This window comes from Herbiconiux sp. UC225_62, assembly GCF_042694625.1.
GTDB lineage: Bacteria > Actinomycetota > Actinomycetes > Actinomycetales > Microbacteriaceae > Herbiconiux.
This window is the reverse complement of sequence record NZ_CP170551.1, coordinates 3382770-3408605: the sequence shown is the minus strand read 5'-3', so window position 1 is coordinate 3408605 and position 25836 is coordinate 3382770. Positions and strand designations below refer to the sequence as shown.

The following is a 25836-nucleotide window of genomic DNA, read 5'->3' as shown; positions in this document are numbered from 1 at the left end:
CTCGGGCGATTTCCACAGCATTGGGTCGGCGCCCGGATGGCGCTTGCCGGCAGCTCAGCGCGACTCGGCGACGAGCCTCAGCCACTGGTAGGAATCCTTGGGCGTGCGGGTGAAGTCCTCGAAGTCGACGTGCACCAACCCGAAGCGCTGCGTGTAGCCGGCAGCCCACTCGAAGTTGTCGAGCAGCGACCAGACGTAGTAACCGCGCAGGTCGATTCCGGATGCCGCCCCTCCGCCCGTGATGGCCTGCACCGCGGCATCCAGGTGGGCCGCGAGGTAGTCGATCCGGGCCCCGTCGTGCACGAAGGGCGTGCCGTTCTCGGGGTCGAGGGTGATGGCATCCGGAAAACTGGCGCCGTTCTCGGTGATGTACACCGGCGGCAGCGCCGATCCGTATCGGGTGGCGAGCTCGTCGAGGGCTGTGCCGAGGAACTCCGGCGCCACCGGCCAGCCGAACCCCGTGGTCGGGAACTCCGGCCACGGCGCGAGGTGGAACGGCAACAAGGCCATCGCCGAAGACGCCCCGTCGGGTGTCGCCGATCCGCCCGACCCGGCGGCGATCTTCGTGGGCGCGTAGTAGTTGAGCCCGTAGAAGTCGAGCTTCTCCGAGATGACGAGGAGGTCGGCGGGGTCGACCTCGGCGAGCGCCGAGAACAGCGGCTCGAACCCTTCGGGCGCGGACGGATAGCGACCGAGCAGCACCGGGTCGGCGAAGACGCGGTTGTGCAACACGTCGAACAGCTCGGCGAACGCGGCGTCGGCATCCGACCCCGAGTCCGGCACGACCGGGGAGTGCACGTTGACGATGCCCACCCCTCCGCGCACGTCGGCACCACGCAGCGCCTGCACGGCGAGCCCGTGCCCGAGCAGCTGGTGGTGCGCCGCGGGCAGGGCGTTGAAGAGTCTGGCGGCTCCCGGCGCGTGCACCCCCAGCGCGTAGCCGTCGAGCGTCACCGTGGCCGGTTCGTTGATGGTGGCCCAATTGCCGACCCGGTCGCCGAACCGCTCCCCCATCGCGAACGCGAAGTCGGCGAAACGATAGGCGGTGTCGCGGCTGAACCACCCGCCGGCCAGCTCGTTCGGCGTGTCCCAGTGGAAGAGGGTGGCCATGGTCGACACCCCGGCCGCGTCGAGCCGGTCGAGGAGCCGCTCGTAGAAGTCGACCCCGGCCTGCCGCAGCGCGCCCTTGCCCTCGGGCTGCAGCCGCGGCCAGGCGAAGGAGAAGCGATAGGAGTCGACCCCGAGGTCGTGCAGCAGCGCGGCATCCTCGTCGAAGCGGTGGTAGTGGTCGGTGGCGCGGTCGGCCGTGGAGCCGTCGAGGATGCGGCCCGGCTGCGTGGTGAACGCATCCCACACCGACTCGCCGCGACCGCCTTCGTGCGTCGCGCCCTCGATCTGGAAGGCGCTGGTGGCCACGCCCAGCACGAAGCCGGCGGGCAGGCGCGAACCGAGGTCGCGCGCGAACTCGCGCCGTTCTTCGGGAGAGGGAGTCGCCATCCTCAGGCCCCCAGCACGCGGTCGAGGTAGGCGTTGGAGAACGTGCGGTCCGGATCGAGACGGTCGCGCAGCGCCACGAAGTCGCCGTGCCGCGGGTACAGCGCCGCCAGGGTCGCCGCATCCTGCGTGTGCAGTTTGCCCCAGTGCGGCCGGCCCTGATGCTGGTTCATGATCTCCTCGACGGCTTCGAAGTACTCGGTGTGGTTCTCGCGGAAGTAGCGGTGCACCGCGATGTAGCCGCTCTCCCGGCCCGATGCCGTGGAGAGCCACAGCTCGTCGGCCTTCGCGAAGCGTACCTCCACCGGGAACGAGATCCGCCATCCGTTGTCCTGGATGAGCGCATCGATCGAGCGCAGCACGTCCGGCACGTCAGCAGCGGGCAGGGCGTACTCCATCTCGCGGAAGCGCACCGTGCGCTTGGTGGTGAACACCTTGTGCGACTGATCGGAGAACTCCCGGTTCGACCAGAGCCGGTCGGCGAGCGCGTTGACGCCCGGCACGATCGCGGGTACGAGGGCTCCGGCGGCACAGGTGACCCGGAAGACGCCGTTCGCCATCAGGGTGTCGTCGAGGAAGGCCCGACCCGGTGCCAGCGGACGCAGGGGGACGGATGCGTCGGCGCGGCTGTTCGTCTTCGTCACCGCCGTGCGCGTGCCCGGGAACCAGTAGAACTCGAAATGGTCGGCCTCGTCGACGTGGGCATCGAGGTCGTTCAGCACGTCGTCGAGGGGCAGCGGCCGCTCCACGGCCTCGAGCACGAACGCCGGCACGCACTGCAGGGTCACCTCCACGATGACGCCGAGCGCCCCGAGCCCCAGGGCTGCGGCGGGCAGCAGTTCGCTGTTCTGCTCCTCGTCGATGCGCAGCAGCTCGCCATCGGCCGTCACGAGGGTGAGGCCGGTGACCTGAGTCGAGATTCCCCCGAACTCCGCACCCGTGCCGTGCGTGCCGGTGGAGATCGCGCCGCTGATCGACTGCCGGTCGATGTCGCCCATGTTCGCCATGGCGAGGCCGTGCGGGCGCAGCAGCCGGGGCAGGTCGAACAGGCGCGTGCCGCCCAGCAGCGTGACGCGCCCCCGTTCGCGGTCGACCGAGACGATGCCGCTGAGTTCGTCGAGCTCGAGCAGCACCCCCGTGGCCACGGCGATGCCCGTGAAGCTGTGCCCGGCGCCCACCGCCTTCACGCGGAGCCCCGTGCGCGTGGCGCCTCGCACCGCCCGTTGCACCGCCGGGATACTCACGGGCCGCTCGACACGGACGGGCTTCACCGACTCCGTGCGGGCCCAGTTGCGCCACACGCCGTTCAACGCGGTCACAGGAACGCTTTCCCCTCGCCACGGTAGCTCGGCACCACGTCGACCACCTCGCTGCCGTCGACCACGCAGAACTCGTTCACGTGCTCGGAGAGCTCACCGGACTTCGTGTGCCGCAGCCACACCCGGTCACCGACGGCGAGTCCCGCTGCCCCACGGCCGGAGAGCGGGGTCTGCACCTCCCCCGCCATCTCGCGGGTCTGCATCCGCGTGGACCGGGGCCACACCACCTGCGGCAGCCGATCGGGCGCCGGGGGTCCGGATGCGATCCAGCCGCCGCCGAGGAGCGTCGCCATGTCGGGCCGCGGCTTCCGCACCACCGGCAGCGCGAAGGCGGCGGCGGGCGCGGGGGTGAACCGCGAATAGGTGTCGAAGAGGTGCCCGCCGAACAGTCCGCTGCCGGCCGCGATCTCGGTGACCGACGAGTCGGCGCTGGTCGACTCGAGCGAGCCGGTACCCCCGCCGTTCACGAACTCCAGGTCGGCGATGCGGCGCACCGCGGCGACCACGGCTCCCCGCCGCCCGGCGAGTTCGGCGGCCGAGCGCGACTGCATCCAGTCGATCACGCGTCCCCGGCCGGCGCCCTGCACGAGGTTGCCCTTCGGCCGGTTGCCCACTCCGGCGATCTGCGACTCGTATGCCATGAGACCCACCAGGGCGAAGCCGCGCCGGGCCACCACCTCCCGGGCGAGGGCCGTGGCGTCGTCGATCGTGACGATCGGCGAGCGCCACACGCCGAGCCTCCCGAGCCCGGGCGCGGTGTACGAGGCATCGAGTTCGATGGCCACGCGGAGGCGCGGGCGGGCGGCGGGCGCGACCGCCTCGTCGATGAGGTCGAGGTGAGCGACCGAGTCGATCATGAGGGTGACCCGGCTCGCCAAGCCTTCGTCGGCGGCCAGAGCGCGGATCGCCGCTCGATCCGCCGTCGGGTACCCGACCACCACGTCGTCGACGGTCTCGGCCAGCCACAGCGCCTCGGGGAGCGTGTACGCGAGCACGCCGGCGTATCCCGGCAGCGCGAGCACGGCATCCTGGACCGCCCGCACCCGGATCGACTTGCTGGCCACCCGGATGGGCGTGCCCCCGGCTCGCCGCACCATCGAGGCGGCGTTGTGGCGAAGCGCCTCCAAGCCGATCACGGCGACGGGCGGCTCGCGATCGGCGGTGGCCTCGGTGAGCCCGCGCCAATAGCGCTGCTCGTCGCGCCACGGGCGGAGCGAGGCATCGGCGACGGCCGCGGGCGACAGGTCGAGGCGGGTGGGCACGGTCATCGAACGCTCCTGACGCGAGAGACGGCGAAGGCGCCCGCGAACCCGAACAGGGCCGAGAGCAGGAAGAGGCCGGGGAATCCGCCCAGCCACGAGACGATCGCGGCGCCGAGCAACGGCGCCATGGCCTGCGGCACCGCCGTGGCGATGTTCATGATGCCGAGGTCTTTTCCGCGGGATGCCGGGTCGGGAAGCACCTGGGTGGCGAGGGCCTGATCGACGGAGAGGAAGCACCCGTAACCGAGGCCCAGGAGCGCCGCGGCCACCATGGTGACGGTCAGCTCGGGAACGAAGGCGAGCAGCAGGGCGGCCAGGGCCTGCAGCACCGAGGCCACGAGCACGAAGACGCGACGGCGGGCCAGCTTGTCGGAGAGCGCACCCGCCACGATCGAGGCGATCACCACGAAGATCGTGTAGATCACGATCAGCACGAGCAAGTCGTCTTCGGCGTTCGGGTCGTTGAGGCCGAACATGAGGAAGTAGAGCAGCAATGTGGTTCCGAGCGCGTTGCCGATGTTGACGAGGATGCGGCTGAGCAGCGTCCAGCCGAAGTCCGGATGCGCGGTGGGGCTCACCCACATGCCCTCGATCAGCGCCTTCATGGTGAACGGGGGCCGCTCGGCCCGGTGGAGACGGGCATCCGGCATCCACAGGCAGAACGGCGCCACCAGCACGACCAGCAGGACGGCCACGGCGGTGTACCCGAGGAACTGACCCGTGAAGAGGGTCGTGGCCAGCAGTACACCGAGGATGAGGCCGATCGCCTGCGGCGCGGAGATCCAGCTCGACACGAATCCGCGCTGGCCGACCGGCACCTGATCGGAGATGGCGGCGGTGAGAGCCGCCGAGAGCACGCAGAAGCCGACGATCGCGAGCGTCCACCAGACCCCGATGCCCACCATCTCGCTCTGGAAGCCGAGCGCGAACAGGGCCACCGCGAACAGCAGTGCGCCGCCCGCGATCCACGGGCGGCGGCGGCCGAAGCGCGACGTGGTGCGGTCGGAGAGCGCTCCGGTGATCGGGAAGGCGATCAGGGCGAAGACGCCCGCGATGGCCGAGATGACCCCGAAGGCCACCACGTTGTCGGTCCAGCTCGCCGCGCCCAGCTGCTCCTCCACCTGCAGGGGCAGCAGGAGCTGCACCGGCGTGAGCTGCGCCATCCAGATGCCGAGCCAGGCGGCCCCGAACAAGGCGATCCAGACGCCACCCACCCGCCGCACGGGTTCGGCGAGGGCGCTCGGCGCGGTGTCTTCGCGTTCAGCGGTCATGGGGTGTGCCCTTCTCGGTGCGACGATGGAGCGCGGTCGGATGCGGGATCGGATGCCGGTGCCGGCGAGTCGAGGTCGGCCTCGGCCGCGAGCGCGCGCGCCGCGAAGGCGATGGTGCGCCGGGCGCGCTCGTCGTCGCCGTCGGCGAGCCAGGCCAGGGTGATGCCGTCGGTGAGCGCGACCAGGTCGGCGGCCAACTCCGGCACGGGTGCCCGCCACGCGCATCCGGTGCGCGCCGCCGCTTCGTGCAGCGATGCCTCGGCCAAGGCTCGGTATCGCCCGTACTGCCGCTCGGCGACCCCGGCCATGCTCGGCGCGCGGAGGGCGTACTGCGTCAGCTCGAACATGGCCCGCTCGCGCTGCGGATTCGCGCGCACCTGGTCGAAGTAGCTGAGCAGCCCTCGCTCGAGCAGGTCGCGCAGGCCGCCGGCGACGTCGGCCGGGATGTCGAGCACCATCTCCTGCGTGTCGACCACGACGTCGACCAGCTGCGCCAGCAGCTCCTCCCGCGACTCGAAGGCGTAGTGGAAGCTCGCGAGCTTCATGCCGGCCTCGTCGACGATCGCACGGGTGGTCGCCCCGCTCACGCCGGACCGGGCGATCACCTCGAAGGCGGCGGAGAGCAGCCGGGTGCGACGCTCGGCGACCGGCATGTGCGCCATGAGCCTCCTGCTTCCCCGCGTCGGACCATCGACTGGGTCAATCGTCCCAGTTGCGTCAGTATGCCGTAATCGCGCGGATCTGTACACGACCGGCTCCGAATTTCATCCGAAACCCCGGTCGCGGTCTTGGGGTCCGCGGCGCGATCGGCCTTAATGGGAAGAGGTGACATCGCGAAGAAGGTGGGGTGGAACGGCGTCGCAACCGCGCGACGCCGGCAGTTCACGACGTCGCAGCCCGATGGGGCAGATCGCGTTCGCCACCCTTCTCGCGGCCCTGCTGATGGCCGGCGGCCTCGGTCTCGGCGTGGACGCGCCGACCGCGAGCGCAGCACCTGACGACACGCCCACGCCCGCGCCGACCGAGTCGATTGCACCCTCGGAGCCGGCCCCTCCACCCTCGGAGCCGGCTCCCCCGCCCTCGGCTCCGTCGCCGGGCGACGACCCCACCGATCCTCCTGGTTCCACCACGCCGCCCCCGACCACGGACGTGCCCGACATCCTCTCCCCCGCCGAGGGCGCGCTCGTCTCCTCGCCGGTCGACATCTCGGGCACCGGAACGCCCGGAGGCTCGCTGCAGATCCTCGTCGCGGGGTCGGCCGAACCGCTCTGCGTGGTGACGCCCGACGCCTCCGGCGCGTGGTCGTGCACCGCCGGCGGCCTTCCCAGTTCGTCGTCCACCACCATCCGTGCCGTCGAACCGGCGGCCGGGGCAGGAGCGCCGGACGACACCGTCACTCTGCGGGTGCTCAACGCGCCGGTGGTCACCGGCGGCCCCCGCGGCACGCTCACCAACGCTGTGGTGCAGGGGTCCGCGGTTCCGGGAGCCACCGTGACCGCGTCCACCGGCGCCTTCGCCTGCAGCGGCACGGCCGATGCGTCAGGGGCCTGGTCGTGCGTGCTCTCCGGCGGCATCAGCGATGGGGACTACGTGGTCACCGCCAGCCAGACGACTCCCTGGTCGAATGGAGCTTCCTCGCCCACGAGTGAGCCGCTCGGCATCCGGGTCGACGTCACGGTGCCCGCCGCACCCCAGCTGCTGTCCCCACGCTCCGGCCAGGCGCTCCCCACCTCGGGCGCGGTCTTCAGCGGAACGGGCGAAGACGGCGCCACCGTCTCGGTCTTCGCCGGCGCCTACTCGCTCTGCCAGGTGCTCGTGACCGGTACCTCATGGTCGTGCTCGTCCGCCGCGGTTCCTGCGGGGAACTATCCCGTCGCCGTGCTCCAGCAGGACCCGGCGGGCAACGTGAGCGTGCAGAGCGGCCCGCTGACCCTCGTGTTCCAGGATGCGACGGCCACCACTCCGGGCACGCCCGGAGGTACAGGCTCGCCCTCCGCACCTCCCGGGGCGCCGGGCGCCCGACCCGGGCCTCCGGATGCCTCCACCCCCTCCGACGGCGGAGCGGGTGGTCCAGGCGCCCCGGGCCCCGGGAACGGTTCCGGCGACCCGGCCGCGCCCGGCCAGAGCGGCACGCCCGGCGCCGGCGCAGTACCGCCCTCCTCGGGAACGTGGACGGATGCCACGCGCTTCACCGCCTCGCTCCAGCCGGCCGTCGGGGCCGGCGCGGGCCCCATCTGGTGGATCGCCTTGGCCGTGGGCGGCCTCGCTCTGCTGCTCGTCGCGTTGCCCGCGCGGCTGCTCGCCGGAACGATGGAGACGGTGGCCGCCCGCGACGGCGGGGAGCCCGGCCGTGGTCCGGTGGCCGGCCGGATGCTCGCCGCCGTGCTGGGCCGTAACCGTTCCCGTCACGAATACGACCGTGCCCCGGAGGTGCGACTCCACCCGGCGGTGACCGCCGGCGCCGCGGTGCTCGCCGCGTCGGCGATCGTGACCCTCTCGGGCCCGGTCGAGAACCAGCCCGCCTATCTGCGCCTGTTCCTCGCGGTGGTGGCAGCTCTCGGTCTCGTCAACCTCATCGCGACCGCGCTCCCCGCCCGTATCGCCTCGCTCGCCTTCGGCATCACGAGCACCGCGCGACTGCGTCCCGGGCTGCTGCTGGTGGCCGCCGCGCTCGCCCTCGTGTCGCGCCTCGCCGACCTCGAGCCGAGCCTCGTGTTCGGGCTGGTCGCGGGGCTCGTGGTGGCCGACACGACGAGCGCCGATCCCGCCCGCCCCGTCGACCCGACAGGCGGAGGCTCCCGCGCCGTCGACCCGTCGGCAGCGGGAAAGGTCGCCACGGTGCAGGTGCTCGCCCTCGGGGTGCTCGGCGCCGTCGCCTGGCTCGCCTCGGGCGCGCTCGGCGACCAGACCGGATCGAGCGACATCCTGCTGTCTGCGTACGCCGAGTTCCTGCATGTCGTCGTGCTGGCGTCCTTCGGCGCCGCGTCGCTACTGCTCCTTCCCGTCGGGCGCTCAGCCGGGCGGCGCCTGCTGGCCTGGTCGCCGGCCACCTGGCTCCTGCTGGCCGTCGCCTCCTTCACCGCCCTGGCGATGCTCTTCGTGCCCGCCCTGGCCGAAGCCGCAGCCGACGGACGACTCGTCGTGCTGCTCGTGGCCGCCGTCGCGTTCGCTGCCGTCAGCGTCTCGGCCTGGGCCTGGACCCGTTTCGTGGCCGATGACGCGCCGTGACGGCCTGCGCCACCGTTGCGCCTTGTTACGCGCGGGAAACACCCCGCCCTCGAAGGAGATTTAGGATCGAAGAGTGACCAACGCCCAGACCTCCTCCGCCGGTGACCAGTTCGCCCGCCCTCACGGAAGGCACGCGAACAACCTGGTCACGCATCCGAGCGGCGACAGCGTCACTCCCGAGGAGTTCAAGGCCGCCTTCCGCAACCACCCCGCGGGAGTGGCGGTCATCACCGCCGACGCCGGCGACGGTCCGGTGGCCCTCACGGCCACGTCGGTGTTCTCGGTGAGCGTGGAACCGCCGCTCCTGGTGTTCTCGATCTCCGACCTCTCCTCGAGCACACCCACCATCCGCCGGGCCGACACCGTCGTGGTGCACCTGCTCGGTGCGGCACAGCTCGACATCGCCAAGCTCGGCGCCACCAGCGGCATCGACCGTTTCGCCGATACGACGATCTGGGACAGGCTTCCCACCGGCGAGCCCTACTTCCCCTCCGCGCACGCGTGGATCCGCGGACGTGTGGTCAACAAGATGGAGGCGGGCGGCTCGACCGTGGTCGCCGTCCAGGCACTCCAGACCAAGGCGCCGCCGGCCGGCGACCCGTCCGCCGATGCCGCCGAAGCGGAGCCGCTGGTGTATCACAACCGCACCTGGCACCGCCTCGGCGAGCACTCGAAGATTCAGTAGAAACGCACCGTCTACCCCCATAACTGGGGCAATCCCTTCCAATCGAAGCGGGAGCAGACTGAAGGCATCCTGAATCCGACGGGCACGACGACGCGCCCGTCGGGGAGAGTCCGACCCATGACGAATCCCGCCGACATCCGCTATGAGCGCATCGGAGCCGACTACTGGCTGGTGCTCGACACGAACGACTCCCGCCGTGAACCCATCGGCTGGGTACGTGAACGCCTCGTCTTCGAGGCCGGCCGCTACGGCCAGGTGCGCGCCGACCGGTTGTGGACCTCCCTCGAGGCCAGTCGGCACTGGTTCGCGGCGATCAGCCGTGGCGCGCACGAAGACGCGGCAGGATCTCCTCTCCGTAGAGCCGGATGAATCGTTCCTGATCGGCTCCGGGCCCGTGGAACACGAGGTGCCGGAAACCGAGGTCGATGTACGACTGGATGCGTTCGACGTGCTCGTCGGGGTCGGTCGACACGATCCACCGGGCGGCCGTGCGCTCGATCGGCAGGGCATCGGCGAGCCGCTGCATCTCGATCGGGTCTTCGACCGCCATCTTCTCCTCGGGCGTGAGGGCCAGCGGCGCCCAGTAGCGGGTGTCGTTCAGCGCGCGCTCGCGGTCGTGGTCGAACGAGACCTTCATCTCCATCAGGGTGTCGACGTCGTCGGCCGAGCGATGAGCCTTCTCGATGCCCTCGGCGAGGGCCGGCAGCAGCGTCTCGGTGTAGAGCTCACGCGCCTTGCCCGAGGTCGTGATGAATCCGGAGGCCATCCGCCCGGCCAGGCGCGTGGCGGCCGGTCCGGAGGCGCCGATGTAGATCGGCACCGGCGTCTCGGGCTTGTCGTAGATCGTGGCGTTCTCGGTGCGGAAGAACTGACCCTCGTAGGTCACCCGGTCTTCGCTCCACAGCGTCTCGATGATCGTGATCGCCTCTTTCAGGCGCGCGAACCGCTCCTTCACCTCCGGCCACGGGATGCCGAGCGCCACCTCGTTGAGCGCTTCACCGCTCCCCACGCCGAGGATGACCCGCCCGGGGAACATCGCGCCGAGCGTGCCGAACGCCTGGGCCACCACACCCGGGTGGTAGCGGAACGACGGCGTGAGCACCGAAGTGCCCATCAGGATGCGTTCGGTGCGGGCCCCCAGTGCGCCGAGCCATGGCATCGCGGCCGGAGCGTGTCCTCCCTCGTGGTTCCAGGGCTGGAAGTGATCCGACACGAACACCGAGTCGAAGCCGGCCTGCTCGGCCAGCACCGCGTAGCCCAGGAGCTCGGAGGGGCCGAACTGCTCGGCCGAAGCCTTGTACCCGAAGCGAAGGGGAATCGTCATGATCCGAGTCTATGACCGCCCCTGACGCCCTCGCCGCAGCGGTCCCGACGCGGTTCAGGAGGCGATCAACGCGACAGCCTGCTCGAAGGAGTGCACCGTGGTCATGAGCTGACCGACATCCGGAGCCAGCTCGTGACCGTCGCCGGAGACGACGATCACGCGAGCGTCGGCGAGGCGGCAGACCCGGATCTTGTAGTTCACCGACACCCGCTCCCCTTCGCGCTGCTCGAGGATCACGACATCGGGCGGAAAGTCCGGGTGGGTCAGCAACTGCCCGAGCGAAACCGCTTCGATGCGCACGTCGACTCCGGGCACGGCGGCCAGGGCCTCGACCTTGGCAGCCAGCGCCACACCATCGGCGTCGACGACGGCGATGGTCGTCCTCCGGGATTTCGACATCCTCGTCTCCCCTGCGCTGCGCCACTGCCGTGAGCACATGCTCCCCGCCGTCCATGCTGCCACAGCTCCGTGACAGCGCCGAACCGTTACGCGCCACGCTACGTCGTTCGCCCTCATTCGGCTCGCTTGCGCAATGGATCCGATTTAAGTGATCATTTCTCAATGACGACAGTGATCAAGCATGCACTCCGAGCGAGTGCCGGGATGTTCGGCAGCCTTCGGCCCGAGGGCTGGAACCCACGCCTGCGGGTGCCCCTTCGCGGGCCGGTTCCCGCCGGTGCCGAGCTGGTGTGGTCGGTCGCGCGCCCCGACGGCTCGCCCTGGTTCGAGCACCGCGTCCCCGTGCCCGAGCTCGACGACCAGCAGACGACCGTGATCGATCTGCAGAGATGGATCGACGGCGGTGACCTCGCCGAACCCGGCATGATCGCCTTCACCCTGCGCATGACCTCGGCCCTCGAGGGCGTCGACGTGCTTCTCCACACCGGTTCGCTCACCGCCGTCGCGCTCGATGGGGAGCAGCGCTACGCGATCGACAACGACTGGATGCTCGGACTCGGGCTGCTCTGCCTCGACGCCGTCGACGAGTACGACGCCCCTCGACTGACCGCGACGCTTTTCCTGAAGGGGGCGGTTGATCCTTACCAGCTGGAAGCGCACTGCTTCCACGAGGGCCGGCGGATCGCCCGCGCGACCTTCGTCGACAACCGCTACAGCTTCACCGCCAATGACGGCACGGTCGTGGGGCAGGAGGTCACCGTCGTGTTCGACGGGGTGCGGGGGTGGAACAACCTCCGCGATTCCGGCTGGGGCGCCGACTGGCATTTCCTCGACGAGAACGACGGCGCGTACCAGCTGAAGCTGCTGCGGGAGGCGGCGATGTCCCGGGTCATCGACTTCGCGGTATCGGGCGGGCGGATCACGGCTACGGGCGCGATCGAAGACGACGCGGCCACCGGCCCCGTCCTCCTCGTCGATGCGGCGGTGGAGGGGGCGCTCGACGGCGCCCGGCGCACCGGGGGTGCTCCCGCGTTCTACGGCGACGCCGTGACCGCGGCGAGCTGGGCGAGTCTCGATGCGGTGTATGCCCGACGGATCGAAGCCGCCGCCTCGGGACCCGCAGTCGATCCCGAGACGACCGTGGAGCTCCAGGCGTTCGTGGACAGGGCCGAGCGGCTCCTAGCGACGTGGGAATCCGGGTTCGTGGGGGTCGCTCCCCCGTTCGACGTCGGGCAGGTGCTTGCCGCCGAGGCGGTCCTGCGCGAACAGGCCGACTACTCCCTCCTGCGCGATCAGGTCGCGACCGTTCCTGGCGAGCGGACGGTCGTGGTGGTATCCGAGTCCACCACGATCGGCCGCGTCCGTGAGCGGATGGAGACGCTCTTCACCGCGGCCGAGGATAGACTGTCGGGCGCGGCGCAGGCGGCCGACGACGAGCTGGCGCCGTTTCGGGCGGTGCTCACCGGCGACAAGCTGGCGATCTTCGAGGAACATCCGGCCGACGCCTTCCTCTACACCACCACGGACCGCCGGGTGATCGAGACCCCGGAGGAGCTCGCCGCAGCCGAGTACTGGTATTTCGAAGGACCGATCGACGTCCCGAGCACGGCGACCGTGAACGGCGTAGCTCTGAAGGTCAGTGTGCAGGGCTGGCGGGTGCTCGGCTGGCGGTTCGATGACTCGGGTGCGATCCTCGACGAATTCGAGGTCCAGGGCCCGGGTTCGAGCGCGCCCAAGTCGGCCTTCCAGCACGACCGGTAGTCACCCGTCGGCGCCCCAGCCCGGCACGGTGACGGTCGGGATGCCCAGCTCGCGCCAGAGGGCGACGACCGTGGGGTTGTCGTCGATGGCGAGCACGGGTTCGAAGCCGAGCGCACGCATCCGTTCGAGGAGATCGCGTTTGACGGCGTCGTCGCGCCGGGTGTCGGCATCGGCGCGCATGCCAAGTGCGTCGACCGGGATGTCCCACTTCGCGAGCCACACGCGCGTGCGGTGGCGCCACCGTTCGCTGCGGGAGGTCAGCACCACGATGCCGAGCCCGGCGGCGTGCAGGGCGCGGGTGACCCGCACCACGTCGGCGATCGGCGGTACCCAGCTCGCCGCCGCGTGGAACTTGTGGAAGTTTCGGTGGCGAGGATCGTCGAGCACGTAGTGTCTGATGCCGGCGACGTCGGCGAGCGTTCCGTCGACGTCGACGATCACGGCAGGGCTTCCCTCCACCGCTGCGGTGCCCCCTCCGCTCATGCCCGTACCCGCCAGGCATCGAGGTGGATGTCGTGCAGTGTCGCGTTGATCCGCGCACGATCGGCGCTCTCGGGCAGCGTCGACGCCGCGACCGCGACTGTCAGCTCGGCGTCGAGGTCGTTCGACAAGCCGATCACATCGTCCCTGTCGAGGGTGCCGCGGCGGATGGCCCGCAGCACCGCGATCGACTCGTCCGCCATGGGCAGGCGGAGCGCCCCCGTGGTCATCAGCTCGATGCCCTGCAGGGCCGTGCGGATCATGTGGTACGCGAACTTCGTGTCGTAGCCGTGCCGGTGCACCAGCTCCGGCCGGTTCGTGCGTTTGTTGCGCAGGCCCAGCAGGGCCTCCCGCTGCCCCCAGGAGTAGCCGGCGAAGCGGCGCCCGGCGTCGCGGGAGAGGAACGCGTTCCGGATGTCGAGGATGCGCTCCCACTCGGGCGTCACCACCACGTGCTCCGGAACGAACAGCAGGAAGAGCACGGTCGGATTCCCGATGGCCGCGAGCCGAGCCCATTTGCGCAGGGGGTAGCTCACGGTGTCGGTGTCGTGCCGAGTGGAGCGGTCTCCCGCCGCCGAGGTGCCACCGGTGACCGTGTCGACGGCGTCGATGCCCGTGACGAAGCGGGGCGACTCGAGGAAGACGCTCATCAGGTCGTGGTCGGAGTCGGCGGTCGCCACGCCCACCGCCCGCGAACCGTACTCGGCGCTGACGATCACCCGCTCGTGGTCGGTCACGACCCCACCCTCCCTCGGCCTCGGCGAACTGCAAAGTTCGCCAGACTAACACGCCCGCGAGATGGGTGCGAGGATCAGCGCGAGGCGATCTGGGTGGACTCGTAACGCATCCGAGGCGTCGGCCGGAACCGGCCGAGCACGGCGCCGGCAACGGCGGCGAGAGCCGGGAGCACGACGAAGCAGAGGATGGCGGTGAGCTGGAGCTCACCCATCGAGAAGACATTGAGCAGCACACCGACGCCGCTCAACACGGCGGCGTCGAGAGCGAGCATGATCGCGATCTGGTTCTCGCTGCGCAGCGCGGTCACCGTCGCAGCGACTCCGCCGGCCAGCACCACGATCGACAGAACGAGCGTCCAGATCCCCACCATGGGCCCATGCTATCGCCCGCGTACCCCAAACCCACTTTCAGGCCCGTCAGGCTCCCCCGGAGAACGATCAGCCCTGTCCTTCGGCGCATCCTCAATCACGCACCACCGAGCGTGACGAGGAGTGCCTGCAAGGAGCGCTGCTCCGTCGCCGGATCGGGGGCGGTCGCTCGCACCGATGACAGCACCGGATCGATCTGCTGATCGATGTACGACCAGGCCCGGCAATCGGCCGCGTTCAGGGAATCCTGCCGGTCGTCCCACGCTGTTTCGAGATCGGTGGCGCGACTCGCAGCTCCGGCCTGGTCGCCCGCGTCGACGAGCGAGAGCGCATCGGAGGCAATCGCACTGAGGGCGCGGATGTCGGCTGCCGGGAAATGGGCCTGCGCAGCCGCCTTCGCATCGGCGGGGCTGAGCGGCGTTCCGCTCGAGGTGCAGCTGGGTGCAGGCCCTTCGTCGGCGAGCGCGCTCGCGTGCGGCAGGCTGTTCGTGTAGGCGAGCAGCGCAATGGTGGCCACGGCCACTCCGCCGAAGATGCCCAGCGCAGCTCGGCGCCGCGACGGTGAAGCGGTCGGCACTCCCTTCCGCGGGGCGTGCTCGACGACATCGGCTCGGCTGATCGAGAGGTAGATCACCGTCGCCACGATGGCAGCGAGAAAGAGGATGCTGGTCAGAAGCGTTCCGAGCCCGATTCCGCCCTCGCTCGGCGTCAGGCCGAGCCAGTCGCCGATGTTCGCGCCGAGCGGGCGGGTGAGGATGTAGGCGATCCAGAACGCCAGCACGGGGTTGCCGCCGAATCGCCACACCGCAGTGACGATGCCGATGAGCACGAGCGGCAACAGGATGGACAGACCCGGCCCCCATCCGGTGAGCTCCAGCGTCCAGTCGCCGAGCGCGGTGCCGAGGGCGAAGGTCACGAGCACGGCCAGCCAGTAGAACGCCTCTCGTGGAGTCGTGCTGATGCTGTGGATCGACAGCGTGCGCTCTCTGAGGAACCAGATCGTGAAGACGACGGCCAGGATGGCCGAGAACACGGTCGAGCTGATCCAGAGCGGCACGCCCGCCTCATCGGTGAGGATGTCGGTGTAGAGCGTGCCGGTGATGCTGACCGCCACGACGGTGAGCCAGTACGCACCGGGCTGGTAACGACGAAGACTCATCTGCAGCACGAGCACTGCGGCGGTCACGGCCGTGAAGATGATCGCGGTCGTGACGAGGCCGACGCCCAGCGCCATGTTGATCCAGTCGGCGAAGCTCTCGCCGACCGTCGTGCACAGGATCTTGATGATCCAGAACCAGATGGTGATCTCGGGGACTTTGCTCAGCATGCGTCGCGCCGAGGGCGTGCGTGCGATGTCGGATGCGCTCATACCGGGAACGCTCTCAGTCGGCGCTACGACGTGACTGCGAAAACGGCCGTTCGGGTCTGAGGCTTCTCTCACGAACCACGGTGAGGCGCAGCACGCAGACCGCGATCGCGATGGCCAGCACGAGGCTCACCACTCCCGTGCCGGTCCCGACGCCTCCGCGCTCGGGCCCGACGCCGAGCCAGTCGGCGAACGAAGCCCCGAGCGGGCGTGTGAGCACGTAGGCGGCCCAGAACGCGATCACGGCGTTCAGGCGCAGGTACCGGTAAGCGAGTGCCGGCACGCAGATCGCGGCGAGGAACAGCAAGCCCGAGGCGAAGTAGCCGAGACCGAGCACCGTCGCGGTCCAGTCACCGGCGGCCGTGCCGAGCGCGAAGGTCGTCAGCACCGCGGCCCAGTAGAAGACCTCGCGCCGGCGGGTGTCGATCGAGTGGATCGAGAGTGTTCGTTCGCTGAGATACCAGATGGTGAAGATCGCCGCCAGGGCCACGGCGAACCCGGCGGTGGACACCTCGTAGGGTACCCCGAACTGCACGTGCACTACGTCGGCGGCCATCGTTCCGAAGATGCTGACGAGCACGACGGTGAGCCAGTAGATCCAGGGAACGTACCGGTGGGCGCGGAACTGCATCACGAGCGCAGCCACCAGGAGCACAAAGGCGATCGCGACTCCGATGACCGGGTCGATCGTCGTCACCACGAAGTCCGACGTGGTCTCGCCCATTCCCGTGGTCAGGATCTTCGTCACCCAGAACAGAGCAGTGATCTCCGGCACCTTGCTGATACCGCGCAGCCGATCGTTCATACGGTCTCTTCCTCCGATTCTTGAGCCTGTTCCGCAGCTTTGTCGGCCCGCCGCTCCCGCAGGATCGTGATGACGATCGGCACGACGGAGAGAATGACGATCGCCACAGCGATGAGATCGACGTTGTCGGCGACGAACGGGATGCGGCCGAGGAAGAATCCGGCCAGCGACAGCAGCAGCGCCCAGGCGAATCCACCGATGGCGTTCCACAGCAGGAAACGGCGGTAGGGCATGCTCGACATGCCGACCACCGGCGGCACGAAGGTGCGCACGATCGGCACGAAGCGGGCGAGCACCAGCGATTGCGGTCCGTAACGGGTGAGGAAGGCATCCGCTCGTTCGACGTAGCGGGCCTTCAGAACGCGGGCGTCGGGCTTGAAGAGGCGTCGCCCGAATCGCTTGCCGATCGCGTAGCCGACCGAGTCGCCCACGATGGCGGCGACCGCGACCGTGGCGACCAGCACCGGAAGCGGGAGCATCAGGGTGCCACTCAGCAGCGCTGCCGTGAAGATGAGCGAGTCGCCGGGCAGGAAGGGGAACAGCAGTCCGGTCTCTATGAAGATGATGCCCATGATCACGGCGAGTACCCAGGGCCCCGAGCCCTCGAGCAGAGCGGTGGGGTCGAGCAGGCCTCCGGATTGGATCAGCACGCGTGGTCGCTCCTTCGTGGGTAAAGGGATATTCCGCACGCTAATCAGACGATTCGGGAGGACACCGTGCAGGGCGCCCTCCCGATCGTGAGAGATCTCTCAGAGACCTCAGCCGGTGAACGCGTCGTCGGCGGTCTCGCCGTCGTTCGTGCCGTCTTCGACGCCGGTGTCGTCGGCCGTCTCACCGTCGTTCGCGCCGTCTTCGACTCCGGTCGCGTCGTCGGCGGTCTCGCCGTCGTTCGTGCCGTCCTCCACGCCGGTCTGGCTGGTCGACGGCGGCGGGGTCGAGTTCGACGCCTGGGCGGGGATGGCGAGGGCGAAGCCGCCGCCGACGACGAGGGCCGCCGCGCCGAGCGACCCGAGGGTCCACGTGATGCGCTTGTTCATGGGGTTTCTCCTTTGTGGTCAGGCCGAATCGCCTGTCGTCTCCGACCCTACGGAGGACTCCGTGAGACGAATGTGAGAGCCTCAGCGGGCGTTCACTTTCGGGAGTTCGATGGTCGCGACCGCTCCAGATCCCGACCGGGCGGGGTGCGACGACACCACGGCGACCCGGCCGGCGTGCGCCGCGACGATCTGCCGCACGAGGGCGAGTCCCAGTCCGTGGCCGGGAATCGACTGCGTGGTGTCGGCGCGCCAGAACCGGTCGAAGGCCCGTTCTTCGCTCCCGGCGGGCAACCCGGGGCCGTCGTCGGCGATCTCGATGACCGCCATCCCGATCCGCTCAGCGACCCTGATGCGCACGGTGCCGGTGGCCGGCGTGAACTTCAGTGCGTTCTCCACCAGGTTTCCCACCGCTCGCGTCAAGAGCTCTCGCGAACCACGTATCGGCGGGTCGCCCTCGAAGTCGAAGGTGATGGCCGCCCGCGCGGTGCCCGGCTGCCGGGGCGGGATGGAGGCGAGCACGATCTCCCGGGCGCCCACCACGTCGAAGCCGTCCTCGATCCGCTGGTCGCCCTCGCGGCCGAGAAGCAGCAGGTCGCCCGTGAGGCGCTCCATCCGCTCGACCGTCTCGAGGCTCCGCCGGAGAGCGGCGACGTACTCCTCCGCCGATCGCGGACGGAGCAGGGCGAGCTCGATCTCTCCCGAGAGCACGGCGAGGGGGGTGCGGAACTCGTGCGAGGCGTCGTCGACGAACCGCTCCTGCGCGAGGTAGGCGGCTCGCACGGGCGCGAGCGTGCGGCGGGCCATGAGGTAGCTTATGGCCGGCACGATCACGAGCAGCACAAGGAATCCGATCAGGAGGCCGGTGCGCAGACCCGCGAAGGCGACCTCGGCGGCATCCGTCGCGATGGCGGTGTCGCCCTCGGGCGGGTCGTAGTCGAAGACCGATGTGACGAAGACGTAGATCGCGATCGAGAGGCCGCCGAAGACTGCGAGCTGCACGAGCGAAAAGAAGAGCGTGAGGCGGCGAATGGCCCTGCGGAACATCACAGGTGCGTCCGCACGAGGTAGCCGATCCCGCGCCTGGTCTCGATGAACTCCGTGTCGCCGACGCCCACGGTGAGCTTCTTGCGGAGGTACCGGATGTAGGTCTGCACCACGTTGCTGTAGCGGTCGCTGTTGGTGTCCCAAGCATGGTCGATGAGGTCGGCGACGGTCACCACGGTGCCGGCGTTACGCATGAGGTATTCGAGCACGGTGAATTCCTTCGCCGTGAGCGGGATGGTTCGGCCGCCACGGTAGGCCCGCCGGAGACCCGTGTCGAGGGTGACGTCGCGAACGGTGAAGACAGGGGCGATCGCCCGCGGAGCACGCCGCAGCAGAGCACGCACCCGGGCGAGCAGCTCGGTGAGGTGGAACGGCTTGACGAGGTAGTCGTCGGCGCCGGCGTCCAGCCCGCGCACGCGCGACTGGGTGGAGTCCATGGCGGTCACCATGAGCACCGGCACGTCGGTATTGGAGGCACGGATGCGGCGGCACAGCTCCACTCCCCCGCCGGGCATGCCGGGCAGCATCAGATCGAGGATGACGAGGTCGTACACGTCGGTCTCGAACGCGAACAGCGCTTCGGGCGCGGTCATCCGCACGTCGACGGGATAGCCCGATTCCGTAAGCGCGCGACGGAGGATGTCGACGATCCGCTGATCGTCTTCGACGGCGAGGATGCGCACAGGTCCCTCCCTTCGGTGCGGCCCGGATCGGACCCCGGGATTCAGACCGTACTGAGACGCACCCCGGAGAGCCTGCGAAACCAGCTCCCGATTCATGAGGATTCGCTCAGATGGGCCACGGCGAGCCTGGCTCCGACGAGAATTGCGGAATGGCAGCACCACCCGACCGCCCGGTCCGCGTTCTCGTCGTCGAAGACGACACGGAGCTCGGGCCGCTGCTTGTGCGCGGTCTCGTCGACGAGGGCTACGAGGCGGACTGGGTCGAAGACGGTACCGCGGCGTTGATCGGCGCGTCGGCCGGCTACGGCATCGCGGTGCTCGACGTGATGCTGCCCGGGATGTCGGGCTTCGAGCTCTGCCGGCGTCTGCGCGACGCCTTGCCGGGACTGATCATCCTGATGCTCACGGCACGCGACGACGTCAGCGACCGGGTGAAAGGCCTCGACTCCGGCGCCGACGACTACCTCATCAAACCGTTCGCGTTCAGTGAACTGGCCGCGCGACTGCGGGCGCTCCGCCGCCGGGAGAGCCTCGCCGTCAGCCCGCGCATCGACGTCGGCGCCCTGTCGATCGACAGCCACGACCACGTTGTGCGCGCCGGCGACGCGGTGGTTCCGCTCAGCCCCAAGGAGTTCGCGCTGCTGCGCCTGCTCGCCCAGAACGCCGACGAGACCGTGCGCCGCGAGGCGATCCTTCTCGAGATCTGGGGCACCGTGCAGCACACCGATCCCAACATCGTCGACCAGTACATCAGCTACCTCCGACGCAAGCTCGAACCCTTCGACACCGGCGTGAGCCTGATCACCGTGCGCGGGGTCGGGTTCGAACTGGCCCGCGACTGATGCGCGTTCTCAACCGGCTCTCGATCCGCGCCCGCATCACCATCGGCACCCTCCTGCTCGCAGCAGTCTTCTTCGCCGGCGTCGCTCTCGTGGTGCGCCACCAAGTGGAGAACATCCTGCAGGATGCCTCCTTCGAGGTGCTGAAAAGCGACGCCAGCCCCTTCGAGACCGCCATCCAGCAGGAGCCGAACGACTCCGTCGATCGCCCGGGCGAGGGGCAGCTCGTCGCCGTGATCGACCCCACGGGGGTCACCCGCACCTCGACGCTGCCTGCGGGACTCACCTTGAAGCTCTCCCGTGTCGATCTCGGCGCATCCGGCCCTCAAGAGATCGCCGCCGGAAAGGTCACCTACCTGGTCGCGGTCGACACCGTCGAGAGCAGCACCGGGGAGTGGACCATCATCACCGCGCGCAATCAGGACGCTTCGGAGCTGGTGCTCGCCGACCTCACCACCGGTCTCGTGGTCGGCCTCGGCGTTCTCACTCTGCTCTTCGGCGTGGTCTCGTGGCTCCTGACGGGGGCCGCCCTCCGGCCCGTCACGCAGCTTCGCCAGAGTGCCGAAGCGATCGTCGCCTCCGGCTCCGGCGAATTGCTCCCGGTGGGCACGGCGAAAGACGAGATCACCGACCTCGCCACCACCCTCAACCGGCTCATCGACGACCTGCGCTCCTCGGCCGCCCGGGAGCGCCAGATGGTCTCGGATGCCAGCCACGAGCTGCGCACCCCGCTCGCCGTGCTGCAGACCCAGCTCGAGTTGCTGCGAACCGGCGATCGCGGCACGCTGGACGCCGACATCCTCGCCGCCGAACGCGCGACCGCACGGCTCGCGCGGCTCGTGGGGAGTCTGCTCGAGCTCTCCCGGCTGGATGCGGGGCAGCGGTCGAGTGCCGCCGAGGTCGACGCGCTCGTCGACGAGGCCGGAGAGGCGATCGACCGCGCGCGGCTGAGCGCCATGAGCGACCAGGTCGAGATCGACCTCACGGTGCCGGGAGCGGCCGGGGGCACAGTGGCGATGCCCGAGCTGCTCTACGGGCGGGTGCTCGACAACCTGCTGTCCAACGCCCTCCGCGCGGTCCACGGAGCCGGGCGGGTCTCCGTGACTCTCACCCGCACCTCGACGAGCCTCGTCACCATCGTCTCCGACGACGGCCCAGGGATGTCGGCCGAGTTCATTCCGCACGCCTTCGACCGCTTCTCGCAAGACGACGACTCCCGTGGTTCAGCGCACGGCTCCGGATTGGGCCTCGCCATCGTTGCGGCCGCCGCCGACGCCGCCGGGGGCACCGTCACCCTCGAAAACGCACACCCCTCCGGGCTCACCGTCACGATGACCCTCCCGGTCATCGGTTGCATACCGCGGCCGGACCTTCACGCAGGCCCTCGATAGCGTGATGCGGTCGCGCACCGGCGCGAGCACTCGCCCAGCCTCCCAACGGGTATTCAGCCACTGAAGATTCGGATGAGACCGTTGACAAGGAGCACAACGCCGCCGAGTGTCCAGCCGCATCCGATGATGCCCATCGCTCGTGGCGTTGTCGGGCGGCGGACACGTGCGTTCGCTCTGCTGTACCAGTCCGCTTCCCATTGACTCAGGCGAACCCAATACCTCACGATCAATGGACCACTGATGGTGAGAAGTGCTCCGATGACAGCCATGGCGATGGACGCGCGCAACTCCGAACTCAGTTTCTCGTACCCCCAGAGGGACTCGAACCCTCACTGTGACGATTTTAAGTCGTCTGCCTCTGCCAATTGGGCTATGGGGGCCGGGCGCCGCAGCGTCACGGGCACCCCATCGTACCGGGAGCCCCCGGCCGCAGCCGGGAGGCCCCACGGCGAGGTCACTCGGCGGCCGGAGCCGCCTTCGGGGTGCGGGGCTTCGTGGTGCGCGCCTTCGCGGGAGCCGCGGCCTTGCCGTCGACCGCTGCTTCCGGCGCGGGAGCCGACGCCGGAGCACCGACGAGGGCGGGCGACGACTCGGCGGGCGCGGCAGCGGCGGGCGCAGCAGCGGGTGCCGGGGTCTCGACGGCCGGAGCTGCCGGGCGCGGGCGCGCGGCGAACTTCTCGAACTCCGCTCGCGGGTGCTCGCGGGCCTCGAGCGAGACGTTGTCGCGACCGAGGAAGAAGTTGTTGACCCAACCGGTGATCACGCGGATCTTGCGCTCCCACGACGGCATGGCCAGACCGTGGTAGCCGCGGTGCGCGAACCAGGCCGGCAGGCCCTTGATGGCCAGCTTGCCCGACTGGAACACGCCGATGCCGAGACCGAGACCGGCCACCGCACCCATGTTCTTGTGGAAGTAGTCCTTGACACCCTCGCCGCGCAGCTCGGCGACGATGTTCTTCGCGAGCAGCTTGCCCTGGCGCACCGCGTGCTGGGCGTTCGGTACGCAATAGCCGCCCACACCGCCACCGGTGAGGTCGGGAACGGCGGAGACGTCACCGGCACCCCAGGCGCCCTCGACGATGCCGTCGTCGCCCTCGACCCGCAGGTCGGCGCGCACGCGCAGACGTCCGCGCTCCTCGAGCGGCAGACCGTAGTGCTTGATGTCGGGCGTGGCCATGACACCGGCGGTCCAGATGATGAGGTCGGACTCGAAGCTCTCACCGGTCGACAGCTCGATCACGCCGCCCACGGCCGACTTGAGCTGCGTGTCGAGGTGGATCTGCGCGCCGCGCTCGGCCAGGTTCTTGATGACCCAGAGCGAGGTCGGGAGGCTGACCTCGGGCATGATGCGGCCCATCGCCTCGATCAGGTGGAAGTGGGTGTCCTCGAAGTCGATCTCGGGGTAGGTCTCGACCAGGGCGCTCACGAAGGAGCGCAGTTCGGCGAACACCTCGATGCCCGCGAAGCCGCCGCCGACCACGACGACGGTGAGCAGGCGATCCCGCTCGGGGCCGGGCGGCAGCTGCGCCGCCTTGTCGAAGTTCGTGAGTACGCGGTCGCGGATCGCGGTCGCCTCTTCGATCGTCTTCAGGCCGATGGCCTCGTCGGCGACACCCGGGATCGGGAATGTGCGCGAGACGGCACCCGCCGTGACCACGATGTGGTCGTACTCCTCATCCCACGCCTCACCGGCGTTGGGCACGATGGTGGCGGTCTTGGCGTCGTGATTCACGCCGGTGACCTTGCCCGCCACCACACGGGTCTTCTTCAGGTGACGACGGATGCCCACCACCGCGTGACGAGGCTCGATCGATCCGGCCGCGACCTCGGGGAGGAAGGGCTGGTACGTCATGTACGGCAGGGGGTCGACGACCGTGACCTCGGCCTCGCCGGACCTCAGCCACTTCTCGAGCTTCCACGCAGTGTAGAACCCGGCGTATCCGCCGCCGACGATGAGGATCTTGGGCACAGTGAAACGATCTCCTAGGTAGGGGGGTCTTCATACAATCTACTACTTGCGAAGCAGCCCTCTGAAATGCGAGACCGCCCCGAGAGCGAACGTCGCCATCAGGATGAGGAACCCGAGCAGGAGCCCCAGCGGCACCGCCCAATGGATGAGAGTGTACACCTCAGGCCGATCGCTCCCGCGAGACGGCTTCTCCGAGCCCGTCACCGCTCCCGTCGGGGCCGGCGACGGCGGCGGGATCAGCAGCGAGTCGAGCGATCCGGTGCCCGACGCGGGCCGGTAGGTGGCGATCCAGGCGGCCAGGTCGCCGATCGGATTCGCCGACACGGGATCGACGGATGCCGTCACCGCCGCATCCGCATCGACCAGCCCGTAGCCGTAGATCGGCCCCGGCACCGGTTCGCCCTTGGGTTCGGCCGTGGCGATGATCCGGTTGATCACGTTGTTCGCGTCCAGCTCGGGATACGCCGACTTCACGAGGGCCGCGAGCCCGCTGACCAGCGGCGCCGCCCCGCTCGTGCCGTCCCACAGAACGTAGCCGCCACCCGGGACCACGCCGACGAGCTGCTCACTGGGGGCCGCGACCGCGATCGTGATGCCCTGTGAGGAGGCGTCGAAGCTCGCGTCGCCCGCCTTGTCGACGCCCGCGACCGCCACGACGCCCGGGATGGTGGCGGGAGCGCCGACCTCGGTGGTGCCGCTCCCCCGGTTGCCGGCAGCGGCCACCACGACGACGTCGTGGTCGAAGGCGTAGGAGAACGCGTCATCCCAGCTCTGCGGCCAGTCGAGGCTGTTGCGCGTGAGCGACATGTTGATGACGTCGGCGCCATGGTCGACGGCCCAGCGTACGGCGTGCGCGATCTGCTCGTCGGAGTCGACCGAACCGGCGCCGAGAGCCACGGAGATGGACAGCAGTGACGCCTCGGGGGCGACACCGATCACCCCGTTGCCGTCACCCGTGCCCCGGCCGGCGATGAGCGAGGCCACCATCGTGCCGTGTTCGGAGCTCTCCCCCACCGGGGTCTGGCCGTTCGTCGAGCCGATGCCCGAGACATCCGTTCCGTCGACCACGGCGCCCTGCAGCTCGGCGACGCTGCCGTCAACCCCGGTGTCGATCACCGCCACCGTCGCCCCGGCGCCGCGCGTGGTGTTCCAGGCCGCGCTGAAGCCGTAGTCGCCGAGCCAGTACTCCATGTCGCGGATCGAGTCGGCGCGCGCCGGCAGGACCTGGCCGATCGGGGCGATGCCGACGACGCCCACCACGGCGAACGCGCCGACGAGCAGGAACGGCCGGCCCCCGAGCCCGCGGCGCCGTCGCATCAGGCGTCGATCAGATAGTCGACGCACTCGCAGACCTGCGGCGACCAGTCGCCGCGCGCCAAGGCGAGGTCGCCGATCGGATTGACCCCCGGGCCGGCCGCGAGTGCGTGGGCGGCGAGGGCGTGCAGGCACTTCACCCGGGTCGGCATGCCACCGGCCGAGATGCCCGCGATCTCGGGCACCTCGCCGAAGACGGCGCGGTCGGCCAGGTAGGCGTCGTGAGCCGCCCGGTAGGCGGCGGACAGCTCCTCGTCGGCGAGCGCATCCTGGAGCTCGGCCATCACGTGCTCGGCCTCGAGGTCGCTCATCGCGGCCGTGGCGGCCGGGTGCGACAGGTAGTAGAGGGTGGGGAACGGCGTGCCGTCGGCGAGGCGGGGGGCGGTGGCCACCACCGTGGGGTTCCCGCAGGCGCAGCGAGCGGCGATGCCAAGCACATTCCGCACCGGCCGGCCGAGCTGAGCGGATGCGACGGCGAGGTCGCGCTCGCTGGCCGGCTCGAAGGGCGGGGTGGTCATTGCACGGTTCCGTTCGACTGCAGTTCTTCAGGGGTCTGGGTGGAGAGCCCCGCGGTCATGCCGGAGGCGAACAGCGACGACAACCAGTCCACGTCGGTGGTGCTGATGGAGTCGCTCACCGGAGCATCCGTCGGCCCGGTGCTCGGCACGTCGTCGATGATGAGGAAGCTGGTCTCGCCCGGCATCACGTAGTAGAGCCGGTCGCGGGCCTCCGCCTTGATGTAGGCCGGGTCGCTCCAGCGGGCGATCTGCGAGGTCAGGTCGTCGTTCTGCTCGGACTTCGCGTCGACCGCCGCCTGCAGGGCCGCGAGCTCCTGGCGCTGCTCGATGTAGACGCGGAGGCCGGGCGCGATGATGACCACGAACATCACGATGACGACGAACATCAGCACCGTGAATCCGGAGAAGCGGATGCTCCGCAACCAGGTGCCCGGAGCGGGCGTGGCCCCCGGGGAGTTCTGCGGCAGCGCCACCGGCACCCGGGCGGGCCGGGCCTTTGATGTGCGCTGCCGCATGGAAACTACCTTCGATCGACTCCTGG

26 protein-coding genes and 1 tRNA gene are annotated in these 25836 nt (G+C 69.8%); 6 read left to right on the top strand and 21 right to left on the bottom strand.

Annotated features, from left to right (window positions below; genetic code table 11):
• Positions 1–54: 54 nt before the first annotated feature.
• Genes ACFJGU_RS16690 through ACFJGU_RS16670 form a run of 5 tightly spaced genes read right to left on the bottom strand, consistent with a single transcriptional unit; the run spans position 55 to position 6008 of the window.
• Entirely contained in the window at positions 55–1497 is a 1443-nt protein-coding gene (locus ACFJGU_RS16690) for a GH1 family beta-glucosidase (RefSeq protein WP_382304857.1), read from the bottom strand.
• 2 nt (positions 1498–1499) lie between these two features.
• Positions 1500–2813 carry a D-arabinono-1,4-lactone oxidase gene (locus tag ACFJGU_RS16685; RefSeq protein WP_382304855.1) on the bottom strand — a complete coding sequence of 438 codons (1314 nt, stop codon included), beginning with the start codon at positions 2811–2813 and terminating at the stop codon, positions 1500–1502.
• Positions 2810–4081, bottom strand: coding sequence for an alanine racemase (locus tag ACFJGU_RS16680; protein ID WP_382304853.1), 1272 nt, complete (start codon positions 4079–4081; stop codon positions 2810–2812). The genes ACFJGU_RS16685 and ACFJGU_RS16680 overlap by 4 nt, the downstream gene beginning before the upstream one ends.
• Positions 4078–5346 carry an MFS transporter gene (locus ACFJGU_RS16675; protein ID WP_382304852.1) on the bottom strand — a complete coding sequence of 423 codons (1269 nt, stop codon included), beginning with the start codon at positions 5344–5346 and terminating at the stop codon, positions 4078–4080. The genes ACFJGU_RS16680 and ACFJGU_RS16675 overlap by 4 nt, the downstream gene beginning before the upstream one ends.
• Entirely contained in the window at positions 5343–6008 is a 666-nt protein-coding gene (locus ACFJGU_RS16670; RefSeq protein WP_382304850.1) for a TetR/AcrR family transcriptional regulator, read from the bottom strand. Before ACFJGU_RS16670 ends, ACFJGU_RS16675 begins: the two co-directional genes overlap by 4 nt.
• 238 nt (positions 6009–6246) lie before the next feature.
• Here ACFJGU_RS16670 and ACFJGU_RS16665 point away from each other — a divergent pair, with 238 nt between their 5' ends.
• The 3 genes from ACFJGU_RS16665 (at position 6247) to ACFJGU_RS16655 (ending at position 9628) form a co-directional block, all read left to right on the top strand.
• Complete coding sequence (locus tag ACFJGU_RS16665) at positions 6247–8574, top strand: hypothetical protein (protein ID WP_382304849.1); 2328 nt, start codon at positions 6247–6249, stop codon at positions 8572–8574.
• Positions 8575–8716: 142 nt separating this feature from the next.
• Positions 8717–9259: a flavin reductase family protein gene (locus ACFJGU_RS16660; RefSeq protein WP_382310409.1), complete on the top strand. Its 543-nt coding sequence runs from the start codon at positions 8717–8719 to the stop codon at positions 9257–9259.
• Positions 9260–9376: 117 nt separating this feature from the next.
• On the top strand, positions 9377–9628 hold the full coding sequence (locus ACFJGU_RS16655; RefSeq protein WP_382304847.1) for a hypothetical protein: 252 nt from the start codon (positions 9377–9379) through the stop codon (positions 9626–9628).
• On the opposite strand, the gene fgd is transcribed toward ACFJGU_RS16655, so the two are convergent.
• Together fgd and ACFJGU_RS16645 are read right to left on the bottom strand one after the other, a co-directional pair.
• Complete coding sequence (gene fgd / locus ACFJGU_RS16650; protein WP_382304845.1) at positions 9573–10583, bottom strand: glucose-6-phosphate dehydrogenase (coenzyme-F420); 1011 nt, start codon at positions 10581–10583, stop codon at positions 9573–9575. The two genes, ACFJGU_RS16655 and fgd, sit on opposite strands and share 56 nt — an antisense overlap.
• 54 nt (positions 10584–10637) lie before the next feature.
• Positions 10638–10982 carry a hypothetical protein gene (locus ACFJGU_RS16645; protein WP_382304844.1) on the bottom strand — a complete coding sequence of 115 codons (345 nt, stop codon included), beginning with the start codon at positions 10980–10982 and terminating at the stop codon, positions 10638–10640.
• 162 nt (positions 10983–11144) lie between these two features.
• Here ACFJGU_RS16645 and ACFJGU_RS16640 point away from each other — a divergent pair, with 162 nt between their 5' ends.
• Positions 11145–12743, top strand: coding sequence for a hypothetical protein (locus ACFJGU_RS16640; protein WP_382304842.1), 1599 nt, complete (start codon positions 11145–11147; stop codon positions 12741–12743).
• On the opposite strand, the gene ACFJGU_RS16635 is transcribed toward ACFJGU_RS16640, so the two are convergent.
• The 9 genes from ACFJGU_RS16635 to ACFJGU_RS16595 all read right to left on the bottom strand — a co-directional run bounded on the left by ACFJGU_RS16635 (position 12744) and on the right by ACFJGU_RS16595 (position 19264).
• Complete coding sequence (locus tag ACFJGU_RS16635; protein ID WP_382304840.1) at positions 12744–13226, bottom strand: hypothetical protein; 483 nt, start codon at positions 13224–13226, stop codon at positions 12744–12746. It abuts the gene before it with no gap.
• Positions 13223–13960, bottom strand: coding sequence for a DNA polymerase beta superfamily protein (locus ACFJGU_RS16630; RefSeq protein ID WP_382304838.1), 738 nt, complete (start codon positions 13958–13960; stop codon positions 13223–13225). The genes ACFJGU_RS16635 and ACFJGU_RS16630 overlap by 4 nt, the downstream gene beginning before the upstream one ends.
• 74 nt (positions 13961–14034) lie before the next feature.
• The gene (locus ACFJGU_RS16625; RefSeq protein WP_382304836.1) at positions 14035–14331 is read right to left on the bottom strand and encodes a hypothetical protein; all 297 of its coding nucleotides are present in this window, start codon (positions 14329–14331) and stop codon (positions 14035–14037) included.
• 95 nt (positions 14332–14426) lie between these two features.
• Positions 14427–15698 (bottom strand): hypothetical protein, encoded by a 1272-nt coding sequence (locus ACFJGU_RS16620; protein ID WP_382304835.1) that lies wholly within the window; start codon positions 15696–15698, stop codon positions 14427–14429.
• Between the two features lie 13 nt (positions 15699–15711).
• The gene (locus tag ACFJGU_RS16615) at positions 15712–16500 is read right to left on the bottom strand and encodes a hypothetical protein (protein ID WP_382304834.1); all 789 of its coding nucleotides are present in this window, start codon (positions 16498–16500) and stop codon (positions 15712–15714) included.
• Positions 16497–17150: a VTT domain-containing protein gene (locus tag ACFJGU_RS16610; protein ID WP_382304833.1), complete on the bottom strand. Its 654-nt coding sequence runs from the start codon at positions 17148–17150 to the stop codon at positions 16497–16499. The genes ACFJGU_RS16615 and ACFJGU_RS16610 overlap by 4 nt, the downstream gene beginning before the upstream one ends.
• A 108-nt stretch (positions 17151–17258) precedes the next feature.
• Positions 17259–17537: a hypothetical protein gene (locus tag ACFJGU_RS16605; RefSeq protein WP_382304831.1), complete on the bottom strand. Its 279-nt coding sequence runs from the start codon at positions 17535–17537 to the stop codon at positions 17259–17261.
• An 81-nt stretch (positions 17538–17618) separates the two neighbouring features.
• Positions 17619–18536 carry a sensor histidine kinase gene (locus ACFJGU_RS16600; RefSeq protein WP_382304829.1) on the bottom strand — a complete coding sequence of 306 codons (918 nt, stop codon included), beginning with the start codon at positions 18534–18536 and terminating at the stop codon, positions 17619–17621.
• 44 nt (positions 18537–18580) lie between these two features.
• Complete coding sequence (locus ACFJGU_RS16595) at positions 18581–19264, bottom strand: response regulator transcription factor (protein ID WP_382304827.1); 684 nt, start codon at positions 19262–19264, stop codon at positions 18581–18583.
• Positions 19265–19413: 149 nt separating this feature from the next.
• Between ACFJGU_RS16595 and ACFJGU_RS16590 the strand changes: the two genes are divergently transcribed.
• Both ACFJGU_RS16590 and ACFJGU_RS16585 read left to right on the top strand, forming a co-directional pair.
• Positions 19414–20106: a response regulator transcription factor gene (locus ACFJGU_RS16590; RefSeq protein ID WP_382304825.1), complete on the top strand. Its 693-nt coding sequence runs from the start codon at positions 19414–19416 to the stop codon at positions 20104–20106.
• A complete protein-coding gene (locus ACFJGU_RS16585; RefSeq protein WP_382304823.1) occupies positions 20106–21494 on the top strand; it encodes a sensor histidine kinase in 1389 nt (462 codons plus the stop codon). The genes ACFJGU_RS16590 and ACFJGU_RS16585 overlap by 1 nt, the downstream gene beginning before the upstream one ends.
• Before the next feature lie 306 nt (positions 21495–21800).
• Here the strand turns inward: ACFJGU_RS16585 and ACFJGU_RS16580 are convergent.
• The 5 genes from ACFJGU_RS16580 to ACFJGU_RS16560 all read right to left on the bottom strand — a co-directional run bounded on the left by ACFJGU_RS16580 (position 21801) and on the right by ACFJGU_RS16560 (position 25810).
• A tRNA-Leu gene (locus ACFJGU_RS16580) sits at positions 21801–21874 on the bottom strand.
• A 74-nt stretch (positions 21875–21948) separates the two neighbouring features.
• Positions 21949–23463, bottom strand: coding sequence for an NAD(P)/FAD-dependent oxidoreductase (locus ACFJGU_RS16575; protein ID WP_382304821.1), 1515 nt, complete (start codon positions 23461–23463; stop codon positions 21949–21951).
• A gap of 42 nt (positions 23464–23505) precedes the next feature.
• Positions 23506–24780, bottom strand: coding sequence for a S8 family serine peptidase (locus tag ACFJGU_RS16570; protein WP_382304820.1), 1275 nt, complete (start codon positions 24778–24780; stop codon positions 23506–23508).
• The gene (locus ACFJGU_RS16565) at positions 24780–25295 is read right to left on the bottom strand and encodes a DUF501 domain-containing protein (protein WP_382304818.1); all 516 of its coding nucleotides are present in this window, start codon (positions 25293–25295) and stop codon (positions 24780–24782) included. The genes ACFJGU_RS16570 and ACFJGU_RS16565 overlap by 1 nt, the downstream gene beginning before the upstream one ends.
• A complete protein-coding gene (locus tag ACFJGU_RS16560; RefSeq protein WP_382304816.1) occupies positions 25292–25810 on the bottom strand; it encodes a septum formation initiator family protein in 519 nt (172 codons plus the stop codon). The genes ACFJGU_RS16565 and ACFJGU_RS16560 overlap by 4 nt, the downstream gene beginning before the upstream one ends.
• Between the last annotated feature and the right edge of the window lie 26 nt (positions 25811–25836).